Source organism: Bizionia hallyeonensis (assembly GCF_042657385.1).
GTDB classification, from domain to species: Bacteria; Bacteroidota; Bacteroidia; order Flavobacteriales; family Flavobacteriaceae; genus Algorimicrobium; species Algorimicrobium hallyeonense.
On record NZ_JBHSLA010000007.1, the window covers coordinates 1 to 18,874 of the forward strand.

The window sequence follows — 18,874 nt, forward strand, 5'->3', positions numbered from 1 at the left end:
TGCCGTTGGCGCAGGATTTGTTTAAATCAGGTGTTCTTTTTTGTCCAGTTACAAATCCAAATCAACGTATATATCGGGTAATATTATATTGTAATTATTACGTATTTATAGGAAGAAGTTCCAGACAACGCCAAAACGAACTGCAAAATCCCGATATGGATAATTTGGTGCCGAATAAAAATCATAACCCGTCCATGCAGAATTAAAGTGTTCTGCTTTTAAATAGATTCGTATTTGACTAATTTTTGCATTCACAAAAAAATCAAATCGTGGAAAACTACCATAGTCTTGATTGTTCTGAACATAAAACTCCGCTAACAATGGATCGTAACCATCCATCTTATAACTGGAGAAGTAACTAAAGGTTATTCCTGTTTGTAGAAACAAGGCGTTCTTAAAAAACCTACTGGAATACATTAAGGTGTTTCGCGTGGTTAGTTCAGGCACATTGAATACCATACCATCATCCTGGACATTCTGATACATGATGGTATTATATAAGGTAAACTTGCGAAAGAAGTTAAATCCTTTTTCCCATTTTACTTTAACGTAACTAATAGATTGATCTGTTTGAAATGGTTTAACCAAATCATCTATACCATCTTTCATAAAATAGGTATAGTCGTTTATGGTATTAAAGTCCGCTGAAATTGTTCCTAACAACTTTGAATTCACATTAAAACCAAGTTGTTGCGTTTCGGTATTATTAAAATTACTTTGCCAATTATAATTTTCGTAAACACTTTGATATAGCTGATAATTATAATTAGGTGCTCGGGAATTGTGATTTACCTGCGCGCCGAATGAAAATTTATCATTTAATTTATAGGAGGCATTGGCTAAAAAATAATTTCCATCAAAATCTCCAACAACATTAAAACCTGCTTCTGCATGAAGTTTAAATCCACTTATAATTTTATCATACTGTCCGCCTACAGAAACAATATCACCTTTTAATCTGTTCGTTATATATTGATTATTAATAAAAGCAACTTTATCATACCCATAATTATAATTGGTATAACCCAAGCTAAATTTAACATCACCTATTATATTGTTCTTATAATTTACCCCGAACTCTGTATTAAAATTTTCTAAAGTAACCCGGTCTCTTAAGCCACTTGCTTGAAAGGACTCTCCAAAATACGCCGTCTCTCGATCTTGGTTATATTCATAATACTTATCTTCAAAAGAAATAATATTAGTAACACGCAGTTCATTTCTGGAAATTGAGTCTTTGGGTTTAATTAAATAGTAGTTATGGTCTAAGTGAAAGCGCTTGCCTTTTAATATATTTTCAGCATCTTCAAAATTTACGGCCAGAACGCCACGATCTAAAAATTCCGGATTACCGGATTCAAAAAACGGGATATTATCATCGCGTACACCTCCATTTTCCTGATTCATTAAATCTTGCATGACAATGTGCGCGTTTGCAAAATACCGATTGTTTTTAGTTTTATAACTTGTGGTAAATCTAAAGTTCCCCGTACTAGTTAATATATGTTGGTATTTCCCTAAAGACCTCAACCCTTTATAGGCTACGGAAAAATTTAACTGTTTGGATGTATTTACGGTAAAAAACGCATCTAGCTGCTGACCTTGCTTAAAGGCTGTTTTATAATAAAGCTCCGTAAATGGTGTTGGCACCTCATAATAATTAATGTCTTCAATTTCCATATAATTAAAGTGGCGTGCTCTTGCACCAAATAAGGGCATTAAAGCATCCTTTTTATAAACGTAACTTAAAGCATTGTATGTTTGACCAACGTTTGAGAACGGCAGTAATTCAAAATTATCTCTTCTTAAATAATTAAACTTATATTCTTTTTGGATTGTTAATGTGGTATCAACATACGTCGTATCATTACTTTCGGATATAATAAGGTACTGTTCAATTTTAGCTTCAAGATTTTTAATATCTTTAATACTGGTGCTTTTTGTAGACCCCCCGTAAAGTGTATCGTTATATGGTGTGTTTCTCTGAACACTTCCATCTTTATTGATTTGCTCGATTTGACCAACCGCTAAATTCCCACAAAACACTAAAAAAATGACTAAAATTATTTTCCTCATAATTATTTTTTCGACCTTGCAAATGTATATACAATTTATAATAACGTCATTATATTAAGAATTATTTACATGCTAAAATTACAATATTCAAATTTTAAGTACGAATGTGGCACAGACGAAGCTGGAAGAGGCTGTTTAGCCGGTCCTGTTACTGCCGCTGCTGTTATTCTTCCTGAACATTTTGAAAACCTCATTTTAAATGATTCCAAGTTGCTTTCTGAAAAGAAACGAAATATTTTGAAACCTATTATAGAACACGATGCATTAGCTTTTAGTTTTGCACATATTTATCCAACGGAAATTGACAGCATTAATATATTGAATGCATCTATTTTAGCCATGCACCAATCCATTGAAAGTCTTAATATACGTCCGAAGTTTATAATTGTGGATGGTAATAGGTTTAAACCATTTCAAGACATTCCTCACGAAACCATTGTAAAGGGAGACTCAAAATTTTTGAGTATTGCGGCCGCTTCTATTTTAGCTAAAACATATAGAGATGTATATATGGAAAGCATTCACGAAGAATTCCCCATGTATAATTGGAAACAAAACAAAGGCTATCCAACTAAAGAACATCGGGAGGCTATTAAAAAATATGGCCCAAGCAAATACCACCGAAAATCCTTTAGATTGTTACCTGAACAGCTGAAAATGAAATTATAACTTCCCACTATATTCATTTTAAACCTTTAAATTATTTATGTAGGTTTGTATAAATTCCCTCATCAATGAAAAACATTTGGTTTTTATGTACTTTGAGCCTACTTTTTTTAGGATGTAACTCCTCTAAAAAGAAGTCACAATTAATGGATTACCTCAATAATGACGCAGCTGTTATTGTTAAGGTTAAAAATGTAGGAAGTTTAAAAAGCAATATGAGCAACAATGCTTTTTTGCAAACTTTAGAAACCACGAAAAACTACAAAAACCTTTCAGAAAAATTATCGCTTCTACACTATTTAAAAACAGAAGACGATTTATACGTCTCATTATTTAATACGAATGATAGTTTAGATTTTTCCATCATCACGAAAATAAAACCGGATCTTTTCTTGATAGACTCTTTACCAAACCATAGCATTGAAACTTTAAAGTATGCTAAACATACCATCACCAAAAGTCAAGTAGGTAATCAGGCGCTATTCAGCATCACAAAAGATAGTGTTTTTATAGGAGCTTCAACTAAAGCGTTATTGATAGCATCCTTGGAAGATGATAAAATTCATCCAACTATAAAAGCGCTTATCAATTCATCTCACAGCGAAAATCAACTTTCCCTTTTTATTAATAAGAAGAAAGATCGCCATATTAATAGTTTTTTTATAAATAAAAATATGAGCACGTTAACTTTAACGGATTATTTGTTTGTAGATGTGGATATAGATCAGAATGCCATGAAATTAAATGGTGTTGTAAAATCTGCCGATTCTTCTAAAAAACTCATTGATGTTTTCAAAAACACCAAAGCTCAAGAAAACAAATTAGCAACTATTACGCCTTCCAGTAGTGATGGCTTTTTGAGTATGACATTTAATGATTATGCCATTTTTAATACAAACCTAAACGCGTATAGAACGGCAGACTCTACCGCTAGCCACACCTCCACGCTACTGGATAATGTAATTGAAACCGGTGTAATTTATGAAGGTAACAATCGCGCCATTGTATTAAACTCTTTAGATGTTTATATTACTAAAGATGCCCTGTTGAACGATCAAGATATGATTGAAACCTATCGTGATATTGAAATTTTCAATTTTAGTGAGCCTGAATTTTTCTTTAAAACATTTTCGCCTTTCATCAATTTTAAGGATGCCAACAAATACTGTATCGTAGATAATTTTATTGTGTTTTCTAACGATATTGAGTTTCTTCATACCATTATAGCGAGTTATAAAAATCAAACGACCTATAGTTCTCAAAGTGCGTATAAAAGTCTTAAGGACCAGTTTAGCGATGAAGCTTCTATATTAAGCGTCGTAAATCCTGATAAACTAGAAACTATTATTAACAGAAACCTTAACGATAGTTTAAATTTAAAGTTAAACGCATTTAATGCAACAGGTTTACAATTTATATATGATACTAATTTTGCCCATGTAAATGCTGTTATTCAAAAAGGAAAAACGCGGGCAGTAGAAAATGCCGTTACGGAAATGGCAGCTGTAAAAATTGATGCTGATATATTAAATAGTCCGCAATTGGTTACCAACCATGTTACTAATGAAAAGGAAATTGCCGTCCAGGATATTAAAAACAACTTGTATCTGATTTCCAGTAGTGGAAAAATTCTTTGGAAAAAACAGCTTCAAGGCGCCATTTTAGGCAAAATTGAACAAATAGACATGTATAAAAACGGCCGATTGCAATTAGCTTTTGCCACTGCAAATCGGGTTTATGTTTTAGATAGAAATGGAAAGGATGTAAAACCATTTCCTTTAAAATTCAACGATGCTATTACACAACCGCTTTCTGTGTTTGATTATGATGGCAATAGAAAATACCGCCTCATGGTTACACAAGGCAAAAACGTTTTAATGTTGGATGACAAAGGCAAAACAGTTAAAGGTTTCAATTTTGAAAAAGCCGCAGACAATCTTATCCACCAACCACAGCATATTAGAATTGGTAGAAAAGACTATTTATTGTTTAAAACAGCAAACAAGCTATACATTTTGGATCGTGTTGGAAAAACACGCGTTACACCAAAAGCGACTTATACATTTTCTGATGAGGCCGTATATTTATATAAAGGTAATTTTGCAACTACTACAACAAATGGTAAGTTGGTTACTATTGATACCAAAGGAAATACGGCAGCTCAAGATTTAGGCTTAACCGATCAGCACTATTTAGAAACCACCAGTAAAACACTTGTCACCTTATCAGAAAACCGACTGACTATAAAAAGCAATACTTACGAATTGGATTACGGCAATTATAGCAAACCAAACATTTTTTACCTCAACGATAAAATTTACGTGTCGGTAACCGATAAGCAAACGCAAAAAGTATTTCTATTTGATAGTAATGCTAAATTGCTTTCTAACTTTCCTGTTTATGGTACATCTCAAATAGATATGGCAAATATGGATAAAGGTAGAAACCTAGAGTTTGTAACCAAAGGCGACAGTAACACCATTTTAATTTATCAGATAAACTAATTATAATCAGCTATTTGAAACAAAAAAAATTGATTTCCACAATATTATATCATTAAATATGTTAACTTTATAACATGGGCTTTATTAATATAGCTAAATGACTACAATTTTTAAATTATGAGAAAAAATTTTTTTGTGTTAGCATCCTTCATACTCGTATTGGTTACGGTATTTAGTTGTGATGATGATGATAACCTAAATAACGGTAACGATAATCAGATTGTTCTGACTACCGAAAACAATTTATACGAAGGCGATTTATATACTTTATATTTAGAACGCGAGATAACAAATACAGAGAACGCTATAGCGGAATTTCAATTTTACATTGACAATAATCAAGGTACGCCAGAAATTGAACTACAACTGGAAGAAGCGGAACAACAGTTAGGCACATTAAACACTAATTTGGCTATCCAAATGGGAATAGAAGCCGAATATGTTTTACCACCTCGCGTTCCAAGAAGACCACCAAACCCTCCAAACCCACCGTCACCCTGTATTGGCTGTGTTCCTTTAGCTGGGAGTTTCAGCTTCATCACCATAACGCCGGACATAGTAAACTTAAATATCAGAATATTAGATTTTAGTACGGAAGAGGAGGTTGAAACCGTTGTGTTTAACAGTTTTAATCCTGCTGAAAACTATAATGGTGTGGTATCTATTCAACCTGCGTCATTGAACAATTTTACAGGTCAAGTAATTCTTATTATAGAAAGAGAGGATATTAACGGTGATACTACATCCTATAGCTTAAATGCTAACTTCTATTAACGTCAATTACATAACATTATAAAAAAGCTTTTTGTAACTTTACTTAAAGCTTTTTTTATGCGATATTATTACCCCCTTATTTTTTTAGTTTTAACCACCTTTTATGGTAATGCTCAAGAAGACTTTTTGATTGATGAGATAGGCAACAGTTTAAATGAAGATTTTGGTAAAGCATATCAATACTATTACAGCCATAAAGATTCCGCATACTTTTATTTCAATCGTGTAAAGCAAACCGCAAATAAGTATCATATTATCGAGTATCAATTAGAAGCTTTGATACGAGAATCATGGGCCGCCAATTTCCATAATGATTTATACATCATCAAAAAAAACATCCAACAGCTAGATTCAATTCAATTCAATAACAAAAAAGAATTGGATACCATCTATTTGAAAAACTATTACAGCTCTTCTATAACATATACCAAAGGACTATATGAATATGATTTGAATAACTATAAGTCTGCTTTAAATTATTTTAATGAGGTTATAAGGACTTGTGAAGAAAATCAAAATTACTTCCAAGACCCTGAAATTTTAAAGCTTTATTTGTCTGCTACCACTTTTGTTGGCAAACTGTACGTCAATGAAGGCAAATATCAATTAGCCAAGGATTTTTATGAAAAAACCTTACGGACTATAAATCAAAAATCGGGATTTGACATGAGCTTTTCCAACAACATTCAAATACTGTTGGCTGATATTTATCAGAAAGAAGGGCTATTTGAAAAAGCCAATGCAAGTATTCTAAAGGTTTTGCATTATTATATTGACGTAACAAAAAACAGCAATCGGATTATTACATCTTATCAACGCATTATTGATAACCATTTAAAACTTAAACAAACGGATAGTGCTGCGTTTTATTTAGAAAAAATGAAGCCTTATATATCCGAAGACCATCCGCTTTTGGATCGGTATTATACTTCTAGTGCCCATATTAGTGAAGCAGAAGGGAATTATGCAGAAGCCGAAGTGGCTTTGCAAACCGTAATAGATATTTTAAAAGCAAACCCACAATCCATTGAAAATAACAAATTAGCACAAGCCTACCAAGAAATGGGCTTGATGCACATGCAGTTTGATCAGCCTAAAAAAGCTTTGACTCACTATCAATTAGCAGACCAAAACTTAAAAAAAAATAAGGCAACCATAAATCAGACCAAGTATCTTCAACTTTTAAAACACAAAACGCAAGCTTTAAATAGTCTGGAATTGTATAATTTAAGTTTAGAATCTTCACAACAAGCCATAACCATTCTTAACGCTTTAAAACCAACCTTCAAAAACAATTCAGATAAACTCTTTTTAATAGAAGATGCCTTTCCTGTTTTTGAATCCGCTTTGGAAGCCAACTTCAAGCTATACCAAGCCACCCAGCAAGACCATTTAATTGATACCGCATTTTATTATTCGGAAAAAAGCAAATCCGTTCTTTTAATGGAAGCTCTTTTAAGCACCAAAGCCACGAAATTTGCTAACATTCCCGAAAGGATTATTGAAGAAGAACAGATTTTAAAATCGCGAATCACTTATTTGGAAAAGCAATTGAATACGTCCAAAAACACCGATTTGGAAGCTGAATTATTTGATACACAAAACACCTATCATGAACTGATAACCAAAATTGAAACCAATTATAAAACCTATTACGATTTAAAGTACAATTCTGAAGTTATCAGCTTACCAGCATTACAGAAATTCTTGAAACCTAACACGGCGTTAATTTCCTATTTCTACGGAAACGATGCTATTTATAGTATTACCATAACTAAAAACAGCAAAGCTATACAGCAACTAAAACGAGATGCGGTATTAGATGATGCTATTATTTCGGTTTATAATATGTTAAATAACCCGAAATCAGATTTGGAAGCACTTAATAAAAAATCATTTCAATTGTATTCCCAATTTTTGGCACCAAATATTGAGAACGTTTCAGAAAAAAATATCATTATAATTGCCGATGGCTTATTAAATTACTTGCCATTTTCTAGTTTATCTGTAACGGGTTCAACAGAATATCTGGTTGAAAACCGTGTAATTAGTTATGTAAATTCAGCAACCTTGTTAAAACAGCTTTCCGAAAATGCATCTATAAACAATAAGGTCTTAGCCTTTGCTCCTAGTTTTAATGGTCAAGATGCTAATAACCTATTAGCCCTACCCAATAATAAAAATGAAGCTGCAGATATTTTAAACTATTTCAAAGGAAAAACACTTACAGATAGTCATGCTACCTTGCAAAATTTCAATACCGAAAGTGCTGATTTTGGCTTATTACATTTTGCAACCCATGCCATTTTAGATGATGAAAATCCCGAGTATTCCTATTTGGCATTTCAACCAGATGGCAAGAGCAATTTATTATATGTAAGTGATTTATATAATTTAAATAGCAATACCAGTTTAGTAACCTTAAGCGCCTGCGAAAGTGGTATTGGCGATTTAAAACGCGGAGAAGGTTTTATCAGTTTAGCGCGTGGTTTTTATTTTAGTGGGGCAAAAAGTATTGCCAGTACCTTATGGAAAATTAATGATGGATCGTCCTCAAAAATCATGGGTGCTTTCTATAAAAATCTATCAAAAGGCCATGAAAAAAATGTGGCCTTACAAAAAGCACAATCGGCATTTATACATGAGAATAGCCAAAATGCATTGGCGCACCCTTACTATTGGTCAGGTTTTTTAATTTCTGGAAATATGCAAGCTATTGAAACCGCCAACAATTGGTTGTGGTATGCGCTTGGAACTTTAAGCTTCTTAATACTGCTCTTTTTTATTGTGAATCGCCGGAAATCTAGTTGAGTTCTTCTAACAAAGCCTTTGCTTTAGCTTGATTATAATTGTAATTTGCAATCAGGTTTTCTAGGTAAATTTTAGCTTCTGCTTTGTTTTTATTCTTTATGGCTATAAGTGCCAAATACCAAGTAGATTCGGCTACAAATCCCGAGTTATCAGCTTCCACAATTTCCGTGAATAGTGTTTTGGCATCGTCAATATTTTCCAATCCTAAATGGGCTTGTGCTTTATAAAATGGAATATAGTTATGTGCTGTTGTTTCGGAAAGCGCATTAAATTTCTCAATAGCCGTTTCATAATTTTTGGTTTCGTAGGCTACAAAAGCTTCACGTTCTAATGTGTTTTCATCATCGCCTCTCGTAATGGTGTAAACGGTATTGGGATATTCACTGAAATTTGTGTTGTATAAATTGGAATAATTTGTTCCAAAAAAGGAGTTGTAGCCAAACCAGCCCAGCAATAAAACAAGGGAAGCAGCCACAGCTAAATACTTGTAATTAAATGGCGCCGTTTTTTTAGCTTTAATATCGCGTTCAAAACCTTGTAATTTTATTTTTAATAGGTCCGACTTATGACTTTTAATGGCCTTTTTTAAGTTTTTTTCATATTCAAATTCTGCCCTAAATTCAGGGTCTGTTTCTAGGAGTTTCTGAAAAATCACGTCCTGTTCAGCCGTTAAGCTGTTAGAAAAGTAGTGATATAATAAATCTTGATTAGTCATTGCTATTGCTATTAATACGTTCTTTAAGGGTTTTCATACAGCGAGATTTGGCGCTCTTCACAACATTCTCACTGGTGTATTCGCTGGTTGCTATAATATCTTTAATGGAATAACCTCTGTAATAAAATAAGGTTAATAATTCTTGACATTTTTTTCCAAGTGTTCCAAAATATTTCTTCAATAATATTTGTTCCGCGGTCAAATCGTCTGGATCTAAATCAAACGAAGCATCAACGAGTGCATCGCGTTCTCTAATAAGCGACAAATCGAAATCTGGATTTATAGTCTTATTATTTTTCTTCATTTTATCAAAAATTAAATACTTCCCTATGCTAAATAAATAGGTTGATATGGAACTTGTAAATTTTTCAACCTTACCTTCCATTACATTATTATAGAAAATAATATATGCATCTTGATAGACATCAATTGTATCGTCTTGCGGCAAATTATACTTTCTAGCAAAATTCAGAAACTTATCCCTGTTGTCTTCATAAATCTGTTTGAACAACAAATCCGAGCCTTGTTTTAAATCTTCAATCGTTATGTTCTCTTGAACGCTTTCCATTTAATATCCTAGAATTAAAAAGGTTAACACACTTCTGCTAATTTAACTTATTTTAAGAAAAGTCTCTTACAATTCTTACAAATCTTACAAATCTGAATTATTTTTCAAACTGAAAGCATTTTCATGTTAACCTTTAATCTCAAAGTTCATAAAATATTACAATTTTAAAACACATATTATGAAACGTATAACAAAACATCTATTTCAAACCTTTATGGTGACGCTTTTAATATTCAATTGTAGCGCAGATGACGAACCTATTGATGGACCTACACCAGTATCTACCATAAATTTAGAATTTGACCTCACAACCAATCAAGATCAAATGGGCGATTTTGCGAACAATGCCATGGCGGTCTTTAAAGGTAAGGTTTGGTCTTTTGGTGGATCTAATGATTATGTTGCTGAAGGCGATTCTACTGATGAATTATGGAATAGCAGTAACGGAATCAATTGGGCTTCTACGGATACTAACGGCACCTTAACAGCTACGGGCAGACACGAACATACTTTGAGTGTTTTTAATGGGAAAATGTATGTAATTGGTGGCACCGATAATGATCACAATGTATTAAGTGATATATGGGTAACAGATGATGGAATTACATGGTCTAGACTCATGGAATTTGCACCTTTTGGCCCAGTATCAGGACATAGCACTTTAGTATTAAATGGAAAAATGTATGTGGTTGGCATAAACTATAGTACAGGCAATACCAAAGTTTGGTCTAGTACTAATGTAATGGACTGGGTTGAAGAAACCGCCAATGCATTTCCGGGACTAAAACGCTATAAAGCCATAGTAAAAAACAATGCTATGTACGTCATTGGAGGCGATAAAACGACATCCGAATTAACCAATGAGATTTGGAGAAGTTCCAATGGTGATAGTTGGTCATTAGTTACGCAAACAAGTACAACATTACCTGCTATTAAGAGACATACCGTTACCGTTTTCAACAATATGGCATATGTAATTGGGGGTCATACCGCAAGTTCAGAACATACCAATACCATTTACTACTCCACCGATATGGAAAATTGGTCTGTATATACAGACAGTAATCCTTTAGAGGAAATTAATAGCCACGCCTCTTTGGTTTTCAATAATGATTTATGGGTTTTTGGAGGGTCTAGAGCGGGAACAGCTGGGAGGACTGGAAAAATCTGGCGCATTATGGAGTTTTAAATAGAAATAAAAATTCTGTTTTGCCATGTCCAAATGTTAACCTTTCATTTTAAAAGACATTAATAAGCAAACAATATTAAAATCTAACAATTTAAAACATGAAACACATGAACCAAAAATCATTTAGAAATTACACGTTTATTTTAGCCGGAATGATGCTACTATTTACAACTGCAAAAATACAAGCACAAATTGCCATTGGTGGTGGTTTGGGCTATAATGAAAAAATTTCAGGCCCAGGTATTACGGTAAAAGCTGAATTTAATATTACAGACGACATTGCAGTTTCGCCAGGTGCGACTTATTTCTTTGGGAATAGCCTATATGGTTTTAATCAAAACACATTAGCCGTGGACTTAAATGCCCATTACTTTTTTCACCTGATTGAAAACAAACTTAAAATTTATCCACTTCTTGGTGCCAACTACTCCAATTATAAAACAGGCGCTTCTTATTACAGTTATTATTATAACACGTATGAAGTTAGCGATAGCGCATTCGGTGTAAACATTGGTGCAGGTGGCAGATGGCAATTTTCAGAAAAATTGAGTGTGTATTTAGAACCTAAATATGTGGTAAGCGATTATGAACAGATTATAATAAATGCTGGAATCCTCTTTCAACTCTAAAAACAGAACATTTTATTTTATTTGAATTAGTCTTCAAGTAAAAAAGCCAAAAGTTTATATGACATCAGTCGTTAGCCTTTGGCTTTTTTTGTTTTAAAACCTCATAACATGATAATACATTAAAACGTTTCTTTCATTCGGGTTGGAAATTTCCATAAACATTATTTTTTTTCTCACCATTATGTTAACCTTTTAAAATTTAAAACATGAATAAGGCAATAAATAAAAAATCAATAAAATTTAAAAACATGAAAACACAAACAATTCAAACAATGATGTCTAAAACAAAATTTGTATTACTCGCTTTTTTAGTAGCCTTTAGTTATTCTTGTTCACCAGAAGACGGAAACGATGGTGCTCCTGGACCAGCTGGAGAAGACGGCAATGCAAATGTAGTCTCCTCTGATTGGTTTTCAATTCAATTTGATTATACAAATGGAGCCAATGACTATGGTTATATGTCCATAGACATTCCTAACTACCAAGAGTTTGTAGATAACGGTGGAATGGCTATGGTTTATTTGAAACAAACACTAGGAAATGATTATATTATCCATCCATTACCATTTGAGGATGTTTTTAATTTTGCTTTGGCAAATTTACCTGATGAAGGTGTTGAAAATTCTTTAATTATTTTTGCGAATCAGTCAAACGTAATAGATTTAGAAACGGAACCAAATCTAACATTCCGTTATGTACTGGTACCAGGTAATGCAATGAATAAAAATGCTACAGATTTAACAAATATGTCATACCAAGAAGCTATGAATCATTTTAAATTAAACCAATAATTCTTTTTAGCAATTCTAAAAAAACCGAAGTAAAATGCTTCGGTTTTTTTTTTATTCTCATGTTAACCTTTCAATATAAACGACATGAAATAGGAAACAATTAAAAATCAATAAATTTTAAAATTATGAAAACAATTTCAAAAACAATTCAAACAAACATGTCAAAGTATAACTATTTTCTTATGGCTTTTTTAGTGGCCTTTAGTTTTAGCTGTTCTCCAGAAGATGGAAACGATGGTGCAGTTGGACCTGCTGGACCTGCTGGTGCAAATGGTCAGGATGGCAATGCTAATGTTATCAGCTCTGGTTGGGTAGAATATGATGAATCAAACTGGTCAGCATTAACGAGTGAATTTGGTATTGAATATAGATATTATCCCCTATCAGTTTCTACAATAACTCAAGACATTGTTGATGACGGCATGGTTCTAGTTTATAATAGATTTGTGATTTCAAATACACCAGCTTCCATGTTGCCTTACTCAGGAAATATTACTGGAGGTGAGCAACAATTAAGTTTTGAAATTAACCCAAACACCCTTACTATTAAAATGAAAAATGTAAGTGGATCGGGAGACCCAGATACTTTTGGTGGGCCAGGTGTGGCTGAATATAGGTATATTATTGTTCCTTCTAATAATACGGGTAAAATGAAAAATACTGATTTTTCTAAAATGACTTATGAAGAAGTTATGAGTCATTTTGGATTAGAGGAATAAACCTTCCAAACAAATCCTAAAAACCGAAGTTAAAAACTTCGGTTTTTTTTATCCTCAAATACGTTAACCTATTGCTTATTTAGACATTAAATAGATAACAATCAATAAATTTTAAGATTATGAAAACAATTTCAAAAACAATTCAATCAAACATGTCAAAGTATAAATATGTGCTTATGGCATTTTTAGTGGCCTTTAGCTTTAGCTGTTCTCCAGAGGATGGAAATGATGGTGCTCCTGGCCCAACGGGAATTGCTGGAACAAATGGCACAAACGGAACAGATGGACAAGATGGGCAAGATGGGAATGCTAATGTAATTGCATCCGATTGGTTTGGACCAGATGGTCAAACCTTTATTACCAACGGATACACAAAATATGCAGAATTTAATGTTAATGTACCTGAATTAACAAACGACGTAATTGATGGCGGTGTTATATTGGTATATGCCAAATTCACCAACTTTGTTCCTGAAGTTTGGCCGGTTGGAAATACAGCACTTTTACCAATTACTATAAGTGGGGGAACCACAGATCATGTGTTTACATTTTATACTGAAACGACTAATATTAACATTCGCTATCGTCGGGAAGGACCAGCTCCTACTTGGGAATTTTCAAATACAGCCCGTTTTAGATATGTTTTAATTCCGAGTACAGATGCCAAAAATAGTTTAGATTACTCAAAAATAACTTACGAAGAAGTCGTGAATCATTTTGATTTAGAACTATAAATTTTTCCTAACATGTATTAAAATCCGAAGTTAAAAGCTTCGGATTTTTTTTATCCGCAAATATGTTAACCTATTACTTTTTTAGACACTAAATAGATAATAATCAATTAATTTTAAAATCATGAAAACAATGTCAAAAACAATTCAAGTAAACATGTCAAAGTTTAAATATGTACTTTTGGCTTTTTTAGTCGCCTTTAGTTTTAGCTGTTCACCAGAAGATGGAAAAGATGGTCCCCCAGGCCCTCAAGGCGAACAAGGTCCTCAAGGACAAGATGCCTTTATTAACATAACATCTTTTACTCCTACAGGTTGTCAAAGTGTACCCAACGTTAATTCTGATTACCAAAAAATTACAGATTTAGGTGATTTCACAAAATTAGAAAATTCTAGCTTTGTAGAAATTGATTACCAAACTAATTTTAGTGTCACATTTGACGGAGGGACGACCGCTGTTGTATATCAACTTCGAGTCGATGACAATGCTACGACTTTAGGAAAGGCTACAGTAATGTTAAAACCAGACAGTAACAATTTACCGGCTGTTATTCATGGTGTTTTTCCTGATTTAGCAGAAGGGGCTCATACCATAAGCGTTTGGGTGAATTCTGTTAACGGAACCGCAACAGATGCTTACATTGACTCTGGTTGTTTTAATAATTATAATAATAATCTTATTATAAAAGAGTTTATGTAATGGAATAACTAGATTCTTTGCTTACGTTATTATATAGGACTTCTTTATTAGGAATTAATAAACCTTATATAAATACGTTATATACCAATTTCGTAGGGCTATTAATTTAACTAACAAACCCTAAAATCCGAAGCCGAAAAGCTTCGGTTTTTTTTATGCCTTTTTGCCATGAAATGATTAGTATTGTAGTCTCAATTTTAAGACTATGATATCTCGTAAAAATGCTTCCATTTCCAAATGTATTATTCATAAAGTGGGTAATAAACACAACAATACTAAAAATGCTTTTTCTGAAAAAGAAGTCATTTTTGATGAAGCTAGTTATGAGTTGATGTTGCCGTTTTTATTACGTCCATTTGCATCAGTGGTACAATCCTACCGTTTTAATCATCATGCCGATATTTCGCTTAATGAAATAAACACCTACAGCAATCAGATTTTTACGGAAGACGATAACTTTATTGAGACCTCACAACATATTGTAAAGCATTTATTTGAGCAATCTAACTCTGCACAAATTAAAACTGGCGATGTGCTAGTTGTGCTTTTTGAAGGTATTGAGTTTAACGAAATGACCACCAATGCTATTGGGATTTTTAAAATTGAGAACAAGGTGAATTTCTTTCAAACCTATTTGGAAAACAATAGTTATGATGTCCTCGTACAAAAAGGTATCAGCAGTAAAAAAGTAGATAAAGGCTGTTTAATTTTAAACCAAAGTGATACCGAAGGTCGAATAATTTTTAGTGCAGACAATAATAATTACGACGCACACTATTGGACCAATCACTTTTTAAATATAAAATATGCCGATGATGCCAATAGCCATACCCAACAATATATTGAGTTATGTAAAGATTTTTCTGAAGACATTTTAAAAATATCCTATGGAAACCAAGAGCAAAATACATTTTTGGCTAAGACTATTGATTTCTTTAAGGAGCATGAAATTGTAAATGTAGAAACCTTCAAGGATGAATTATTTGAAGAAGACAAACACAAATCCTTGTTTGACGATTATAAGAAAACTTTTGAAAGCGAAAAAAATCTCGTGATTCGCAACCAGTTTGATGTAGCCGAACTCGTTGTTAACAAGGAAAAGAAAAAGATTAAAACCGAAATAAAACTGGACACCAACATTCAAATAAAATTAGATATTGATGCTCCTGACGCTTCCAGTGAATATCTGGAACGCGGTTATGATGAGAACAAGAAAATGCATTACTACAAAGTATTCTTTAATGTTGAAGGGTAAAATGATTAGTGATTGGTGATTATAATAAAAGTTGATTAAAACGTAAACCCAATTTTTATACCACCATATTTTGCTGATGATCCAGATTCAAATTCGCGGGTAATGGCCGATCTAGCATATTCAAAATATAAGGTTTTAGTCTGTACCACAAAACCATAATTAAAGGTTGCCGTAAAACGTTCAATATCATTGGAACTTATGGTATAAACACTTTTTCTATTAAATAAACCACCTTGTAAGGTGGCGTCATAACCTATCACATTTCCTACGGTTTCAGCATAAGCACAAACTTGGAAACCGTTTCTTTTTTCAGAAGTTAAAAATGGGGTGTTAATTATTCCTAAAGTCGCATTAAACCCAAAAGAGGCATTTGTAAATAACGTCCCAATTTCTACTCCTGTTTGCGCTTGTAGCGAAAACATATTTTTAATAATTGCTAATTGCTGCTCATAATCCACACTATAATTTATAACTACATCGTTTTTAATTTGATGTTTCCACCCTTGAGGAATTTTATTTCCTGTGGCTTTATGGATACCTACTTGCATTTCTTTTCCAAACGCACCTGGTCCTATAATACCAAAACTATAAGATTGCGTTAAACGAAATTTTTCTTCCGTATTTGTTGCCAATATAAATGTTTTCAACATAATAGCAGCTGCAAACGGTCTGTCGCCATATTGAATTTCCGGACTGGCATAATCATTAGGTGTAAAACCAATATGCTCAATGGCCAATCCATATTTTAAATTGGATTCCTTTGTTTTAAAAAACAGATTATTTATAGGATTCTTTTTCAAACTTGGCATTACCAACTCCAAATTGTAGCCTTGTGTATAGTTTTCATCGGTTGCGGCAAAGTAATCGTTATCATAATTAAAGCGGAAATAGCGCTCGCTGTCTATATCGCGAAACGATTTAAAGTGTTCTATTTTTGAGAAAACATAGAACCTGTTACCATAAAAAAAACGCCGAACGCCACCAATTTTAACCTCATACCCATACCTACGAGAAATATAACATCATGGTTTTGAATTGTAAACTTAAAAACCGACCTTTCATTAAATGCACGCAAATTTTCAGTAAATGCATTAATATCATTGCTGATTACTGACTAATTTTATGCATCTTTTAAACCATTAAAAGCTCATGAAAAAAACGCTTCAAATTAGTAATGGTATCGCTTTAGTTTCTACTATAATTATTAATTATCTGTCTAATACTGGAAAAATCAATAATACCACCATTGGAGAGGTTTCCAAAGAACTAAACTCGCTATTCACACCTGCTGGTTATGCATTTTCCATTTGGGGATTTATATACTTACTCCTTCTTGGGTTTATTGTTTACCAAGGTAGAAGTTTATTTGTAAAAGTCCGCAATGACGATTTCATTTTAAAAACAGGTTGGTGGTTTGTTATATCGTGTGTAGCAAATAGTGCATGGGTTTTTGCTTGGCTTTATGGTTACACCGGATTATCCTGTGTTTTTATATTCTTATTATTAATAGCACTTCTTAAAATTGTTATTAATAATAACATGGAATTATGGGATGCGCCCATTTCAATTATCGCATTTGTTTGGTGGCCATTTGTATTTTATAGCGGTTGGGTTACGGTTGCTAGTATTGCAAACGTTTCATCCTATTTAGTGAAAACTGAATGGGACGGTTTTGGAGTTGCACCCGTTACCTGGACTATTAGTATGATTGGTATTGCAACCATTATTAATTTACTGGTCACTTGGCAACGCAATATGCGCGAATTTGCTTTAGTTGGTGCTTGGGCTTTGATTGCCATTGCTTTTGCCAATAAACCGAATCAAGAAACAATTTATATAACGGCTATTATTGCTGCCGGTGTTTTAATTGTCAGTTCGGGAATTCATGGTTTTAAGAATCGCGCAACCAGCCCGTTTATAAAATTAAAGGAATATCGGAATCAGAAGTAATTTCAATTCCAGACTATTTAACAGAAACGGATTCTGCAATAAATGACGATTCAAAAAGTGCTGAAAAATGCGTTAATAATTTCGCTTTTACTTCGGTTTCATCTATGGCCTGTTTTCCTAATTCAAGGTTTAATGAGGTAACCGCTTTGCCTTTAATACCACACGGAATCATATGATCAAAATATCCCAAATCGGCATTGACATTCAAGGCAAATCCATGCATGGTAACCCAACGACTCGCGCGAACGCCCATAGCACATATTTTTCTAGCAAATGGTGTCCCAACATCTAGCCAAACCCCTGTTTCACCAGAACTACGTTCCGCTTTCAAGCCGTATTCCTCTAAAGTAAGAATAATCATTTCCTCTAAAAGGCGTAAGTATTTATGAATATCGGTAAAGAAATTTTCTAAATCTAAAATTGGATAACCCACTATTTGTCCCGGTCCATGATAGGTAATATCGCCACCACGATTCACTTTATAGAATTTAGCGCCTTTTTCTACTAATTGTTTTTCAGAAATTAATAGGTTGGACATATCGCCACTTTTCCCAAGCGTGTACACATGCGGATGTTCTACAAGTAAGAAATAATTAGGCGTTTCTAGATTCGCATCCTCGCGCCTATTCTTAATTTTAGTATCAACCACATTCTTAAAAAGAGCCTCTTGATATTCCCAAATGTCTTTGTAATCGCGTCGTCCTAATTCTTGAAGATTAATAGTCTTATTCATAGATGGCAAAATTACGATAAAGTTTTAAATACAAAAAGGGATTAGTGATTAGTGATTAGTGAT

General features: G+C 33.1%; 17 protein-coding genes. 12 read left to right on the plus strand and 5 right to left on the minus strand.

From position 1 onward, the window contains the following. Positions 1–105 precede the first annotated feature (105 nt). Entirely contained in the window at positions 106–2,076 is a 1,971-nt protein-coding gene (locus ACFPH8_RS14100; RefSeq protein WP_376861941.1) for a putative porin, read from the minus strand. A gap of 69 nt (positions 2,077–2,145) precedes the next feature. On the opposite strand from ACFPH8_RS14100, the gene ACFPH8_RS14105 reads away from it, so the two are divergent. The 4 genes from ACFPH8_RS14105 (at position 2,146) to ACFPH8_RS14120 (ending at position 8,831) form a co-directional block, all read left to right on the plus strand. Continuing rightward, complete coding sequence (locus ACFPH8_RS14105) at positions 2,146–2,745, plus strand: ribonuclease HII (protein ID WP_248398139.1); 600 nt, start codon at positions 2,146–2,148, stop codon at positions 2,743–2,745. 65 nt (positions 2,746–2,810) lie between these two features. Continuing rightward, on the plus strand, positions 2,811–5,246 hold the full coding sequence (locus ACFPH8_RS14110) for a ribonuclease HII (protein ID WP_376861943.1): 2,436 nt from the start codon (positions 2,811–2,813) through the stop codon (positions 5,244–5,246). A 117-nt stretch (positions 5,247–5,363) separates the two neighbouring features. After that, on the plus strand, positions 5,364–6,020 hold the full coding sequence (locus ACFPH8_RS14115) for a hypothetical protein (protein ID WP_376861945.1): 657 nt from the start codon (positions 5,364–5,366) through the stop codon (positions 6,018–6,020). 57 nt (positions 6,021–6,077) lie between these two features. Next, positions 6,078–8,831 carry a CHAT domain-containing protein gene (locus ACFPH8_RS14120; RefSeq protein WP_376861947.1) on the plus strand — a complete coding sequence of 918 codons (2,754 nt, stop codon included), beginning with the start codon at positions 6,078–6,080 and terminating at the stop codon, positions 8,829–8,831. On the opposite strand, the gene ACFPH8_RS14125 is transcribed toward ACFPH8_RS14120, so the two are convergent. Both ACFPH8_RS14125 and ACFPH8_RS14130 read right to left on the minus strand, forming a co-directional pair. Next, positions 8,824–9,546 (minus strand): tetratricopeptide repeat protein, encoded by a 723-nt coding sequence (locus ACFPH8_RS14125; protein WP_376861949.1) that lies wholly within the window; start codon positions 9,544–9,546, stop codon positions 8,824–8,826. The two genes, ACFPH8_RS14120 and ACFPH8_RS14125, sit on opposite strands and share 8 nt — an antisense overlap. Continuing rightward, positions 9,539–10,114: an RNA polymerase sigma factor gene (locus tag ACFPH8_RS14130; RefSeq protein WP_376861951.1), complete on the minus strand. Its 576-nt coding sequence runs from the start codon at positions 10,112–10,114 to the stop codon at positions 9,539–9,541. The genes ACFPH8_RS14125 and ACFPH8_RS14130 overlap by 8 nt, the downstream gene beginning before the upstream one ends. A 178-nt stretch (positions 10,115–10,292) precedes the next feature. On the opposite strand from ACFPH8_RS14130, the gene ACFPH8_RS14135 reads away from it, so the two are divergent. The 7 genes from ACFPH8_RS14135 to ACFPH8_RS14165 all read left to right on the plus strand — a co-directional run bounded on the left by ACFPH8_RS14135 (position 10,293) and on the right by ACFPH8_RS14165 (position 16,128). Beyond that, complete coding sequence (locus ACFPH8_RS14135; protein WP_376861954.1) at positions 10,293–11,303, plus strand: Kelch repeat-containing protein; 1,011 nt, start codon at positions 10,293–10,295, stop codon at positions 11,301–11,303. Between the two features lie 107 nt (positions 11,304–11,410). After that, positions 11,411–11,932, plus strand: a complete 522-nt coding sequence (locus ACFPH8_RS14140; protein WP_248398127.1) for an outer membrane beta-barrel protein — start codon at positions 11,411–11,413, stop codon at positions 11,930–11,932. 248 nt (positions 11,933–12,180) lie between these two features. Then, positions 12,181–12,723 carry a hypothetical protein gene (locus tag ACFPH8_RS14145; protein ID WP_376861957.1) on the plus strand — a complete coding sequence of 181 codons (543 nt, stop codon included), beginning with the start codon at positions 12,181–12,183 and terminating at the stop codon, positions 12,721–12,723. Positions 12,724–12,848: 125 nt separating this feature from the next. Further along, positions 12,849–13,442, plus strand: coding sequence for a hypothetical protein (locus ACFPH8_RS14150; RefSeq protein WP_376861960.1), 594 nt, complete (start codon positions 12,849–12,851; stop codon positions 13,440–13,442). 152 nt (positions 13,443–13,594) lie between these two features. After that, positions 13,595–14,176 (plus strand): hypothetical protein, encoded by a 582-nt coding sequence (locus tag ACFPH8_RS14155; RefSeq protein ID WP_376861962.1) that lies wholly within the window; start codon positions 13,595–13,597, stop codon positions 14,174–14,176. Positions 14,177–14,330: 154 nt separating this feature from the next. Further along, complete coding sequence (locus ACFPH8_RS14160; RefSeq protein WP_376861965.1) at positions 14,331–14,873, plus strand: hypothetical protein; 543 nt, start codon at positions 14,331–14,333, stop codon at positions 14,871–14,873. Positions 14,874–15,078: 205 nt separating this feature from the next. Next, positions 15,079–16,128 (plus strand): nucleoid-associated protein, encoded by a 1,050-nt coding sequence (locus ACFPH8_RS14165; protein ID WP_376861968.1) that lies wholly within the window; start codon positions 15,079–15,081, stop codon positions 16,126–16,128. A gap of 35 nt (positions 16,129–16,163) precedes the next feature. Here the strand turns inward: ACFPH8_RS14165 and ACFPH8_RS14170 are convergent, their stop codons facing one another. Beyond that, positions 16,164–17,114, minus strand: a complete 951-nt coding sequence (locus tag ACFPH8_RS14170) for a lipid A deacylase LpxR family protein (protein WP_376862140.1) — start codon at positions 17,112–17,114, stop codon at positions 16,164–16,166. 163 nt (positions 17,115–17,277) lie between these two features. On the opposite strand from ACFPH8_RS14170, the gene ACFPH8_RS14175 reads away from it, so the two are divergent. Further along, positions 17,278–18,078, plus strand: coding sequence for a tryptophan-rich sensory protein (locus ACFPH8_RS14175; protein ID WP_376861970.1), 801 nt, complete (start codon positions 17,278–17,280; stop codon positions 18,076–18,078). Positions 18,079–18,091: 13 nt separating this feature from the next. On the opposite strand, the gene lipB is transcribed toward ACFPH8_RS14175, so the two are convergent. Further along, a complete protein-coding gene (gene lipB, locus ACFPH8_RS14180; protein ID WP_376861972.1) occupies positions 18,092–18,811 on the minus strand; it encodes a lipoyl(octanoyl) transferase LipB in 720 nt (239 codons plus the stop codon). Positions 18,812–18,874 lie beyond the last annotated feature (63 nt).

Coding starts and splice junctions, on each gene's coding strand:
- ACFPH8_RS14130 (WP_376861951.1), bottom strand. CDS start 10,114: ATGGAAAGCGTTCAAGAGAACATAACGATTGAAGATTTAAAACAAGGC.
- ACFPH8_RS14115 (WP_376861945.1), top strand. CDS start 5,364: ATGAGAAAAAATTTTTTTGTGTTAGCATCCTTCATACTCGTATTGGTT.
- ACFPH8_RS14100 (WP_376861941.1), bottom strand. CDS start 2,076: ATGAGGAAAATAATTTTAGTCATTTTTTTAGTGTTTTGTGGGAATTTA.
- ACFPH8_RS14120 (WP_376861947.1), top strand. CDS start 6,078: ATGCGATATTATTACCCCCTTATTTTTTTAGTTTTAACCACCTTTTAT.
- ACFPH8_RS14155 (WP_376861962.1), top strand. CDS start 13,595: ATGTCAAAGTATAAATATGTGCTTATGGCATTTTTAGTGGCCTTTAGC.
- lipB (WP_376861972.1), bottom strand. CDS start 18,811: ATGAATAAGACTATTAATCTTCAAGAATTAGGACGACGCGATTACAAA.
- ACFPH8_RS14105 (WP_248398139.1), top strand. CDS start 2,146: ATGCTAAAATTACAATATTCAAATTTTAAGTACGAATGTGGCACAGAC.
- ACFPH8_RS14165 (WP_376861968.1), top strand. CDS start 15,079: ATGATATCTCGTAAAAATGCTTCCATTTCCAAATGTATTATTCATAAA.
- ACFPH8_RS14160 (WP_376861965.1), top strand. CDS start 14,331: ATGTCAAAGTTTAAATATGTACTTTTGGCTTTTTTAGTCGCCTTTAGT.
- ACFPH8_RS14140 (WP_248398127.1), top strand. CDS start 11,411: ATGAACCAAAAATCATTTAGAAATTACACGTTTATTTTAGCCGGAATG.
- ACFPH8_RS14125 (WP_376861949.1), bottom strand. CDS start 9,546: ATGACTAATCAAGATTTATTATATCACTACTTTTCTAACAGCTTAACG.
- ACFPH8_RS14145 (WP_376861957.1), top strand. CDS start 12,181: ATGAAAACACAAACAATTCAAACAATGATGTCTAAAACAAAATTTGTA.
- ACFPH8_RS14135 (WP_376861954.1), top strand. CDS start 10,293: ATGAAACGTATAACAAAACATCTATTTCAAACCTTTATGGTGACGCTT.
- ACFPH8_RS14110 (WP_376861943.1), top strand. CDS start 2,811: ATGAAAAACATTTGGTTTTTATGTACTTTGAGCCTACTTTTTTTAGGA.
- ACFPH8_RS14175 (WP_376861970.1), top strand. CDS start 17,278: ATGAAAAAAACGCTTCAAATTAGTAATGGTATCGCTTTAGTTTCTACT.
- ACFPH8_RS14150 (WP_376861960.1), top strand. CDS start 12,849: ATGAAAACAATTTCAAAAACAATTCAAACAAACATGTCAAAGTATAAC.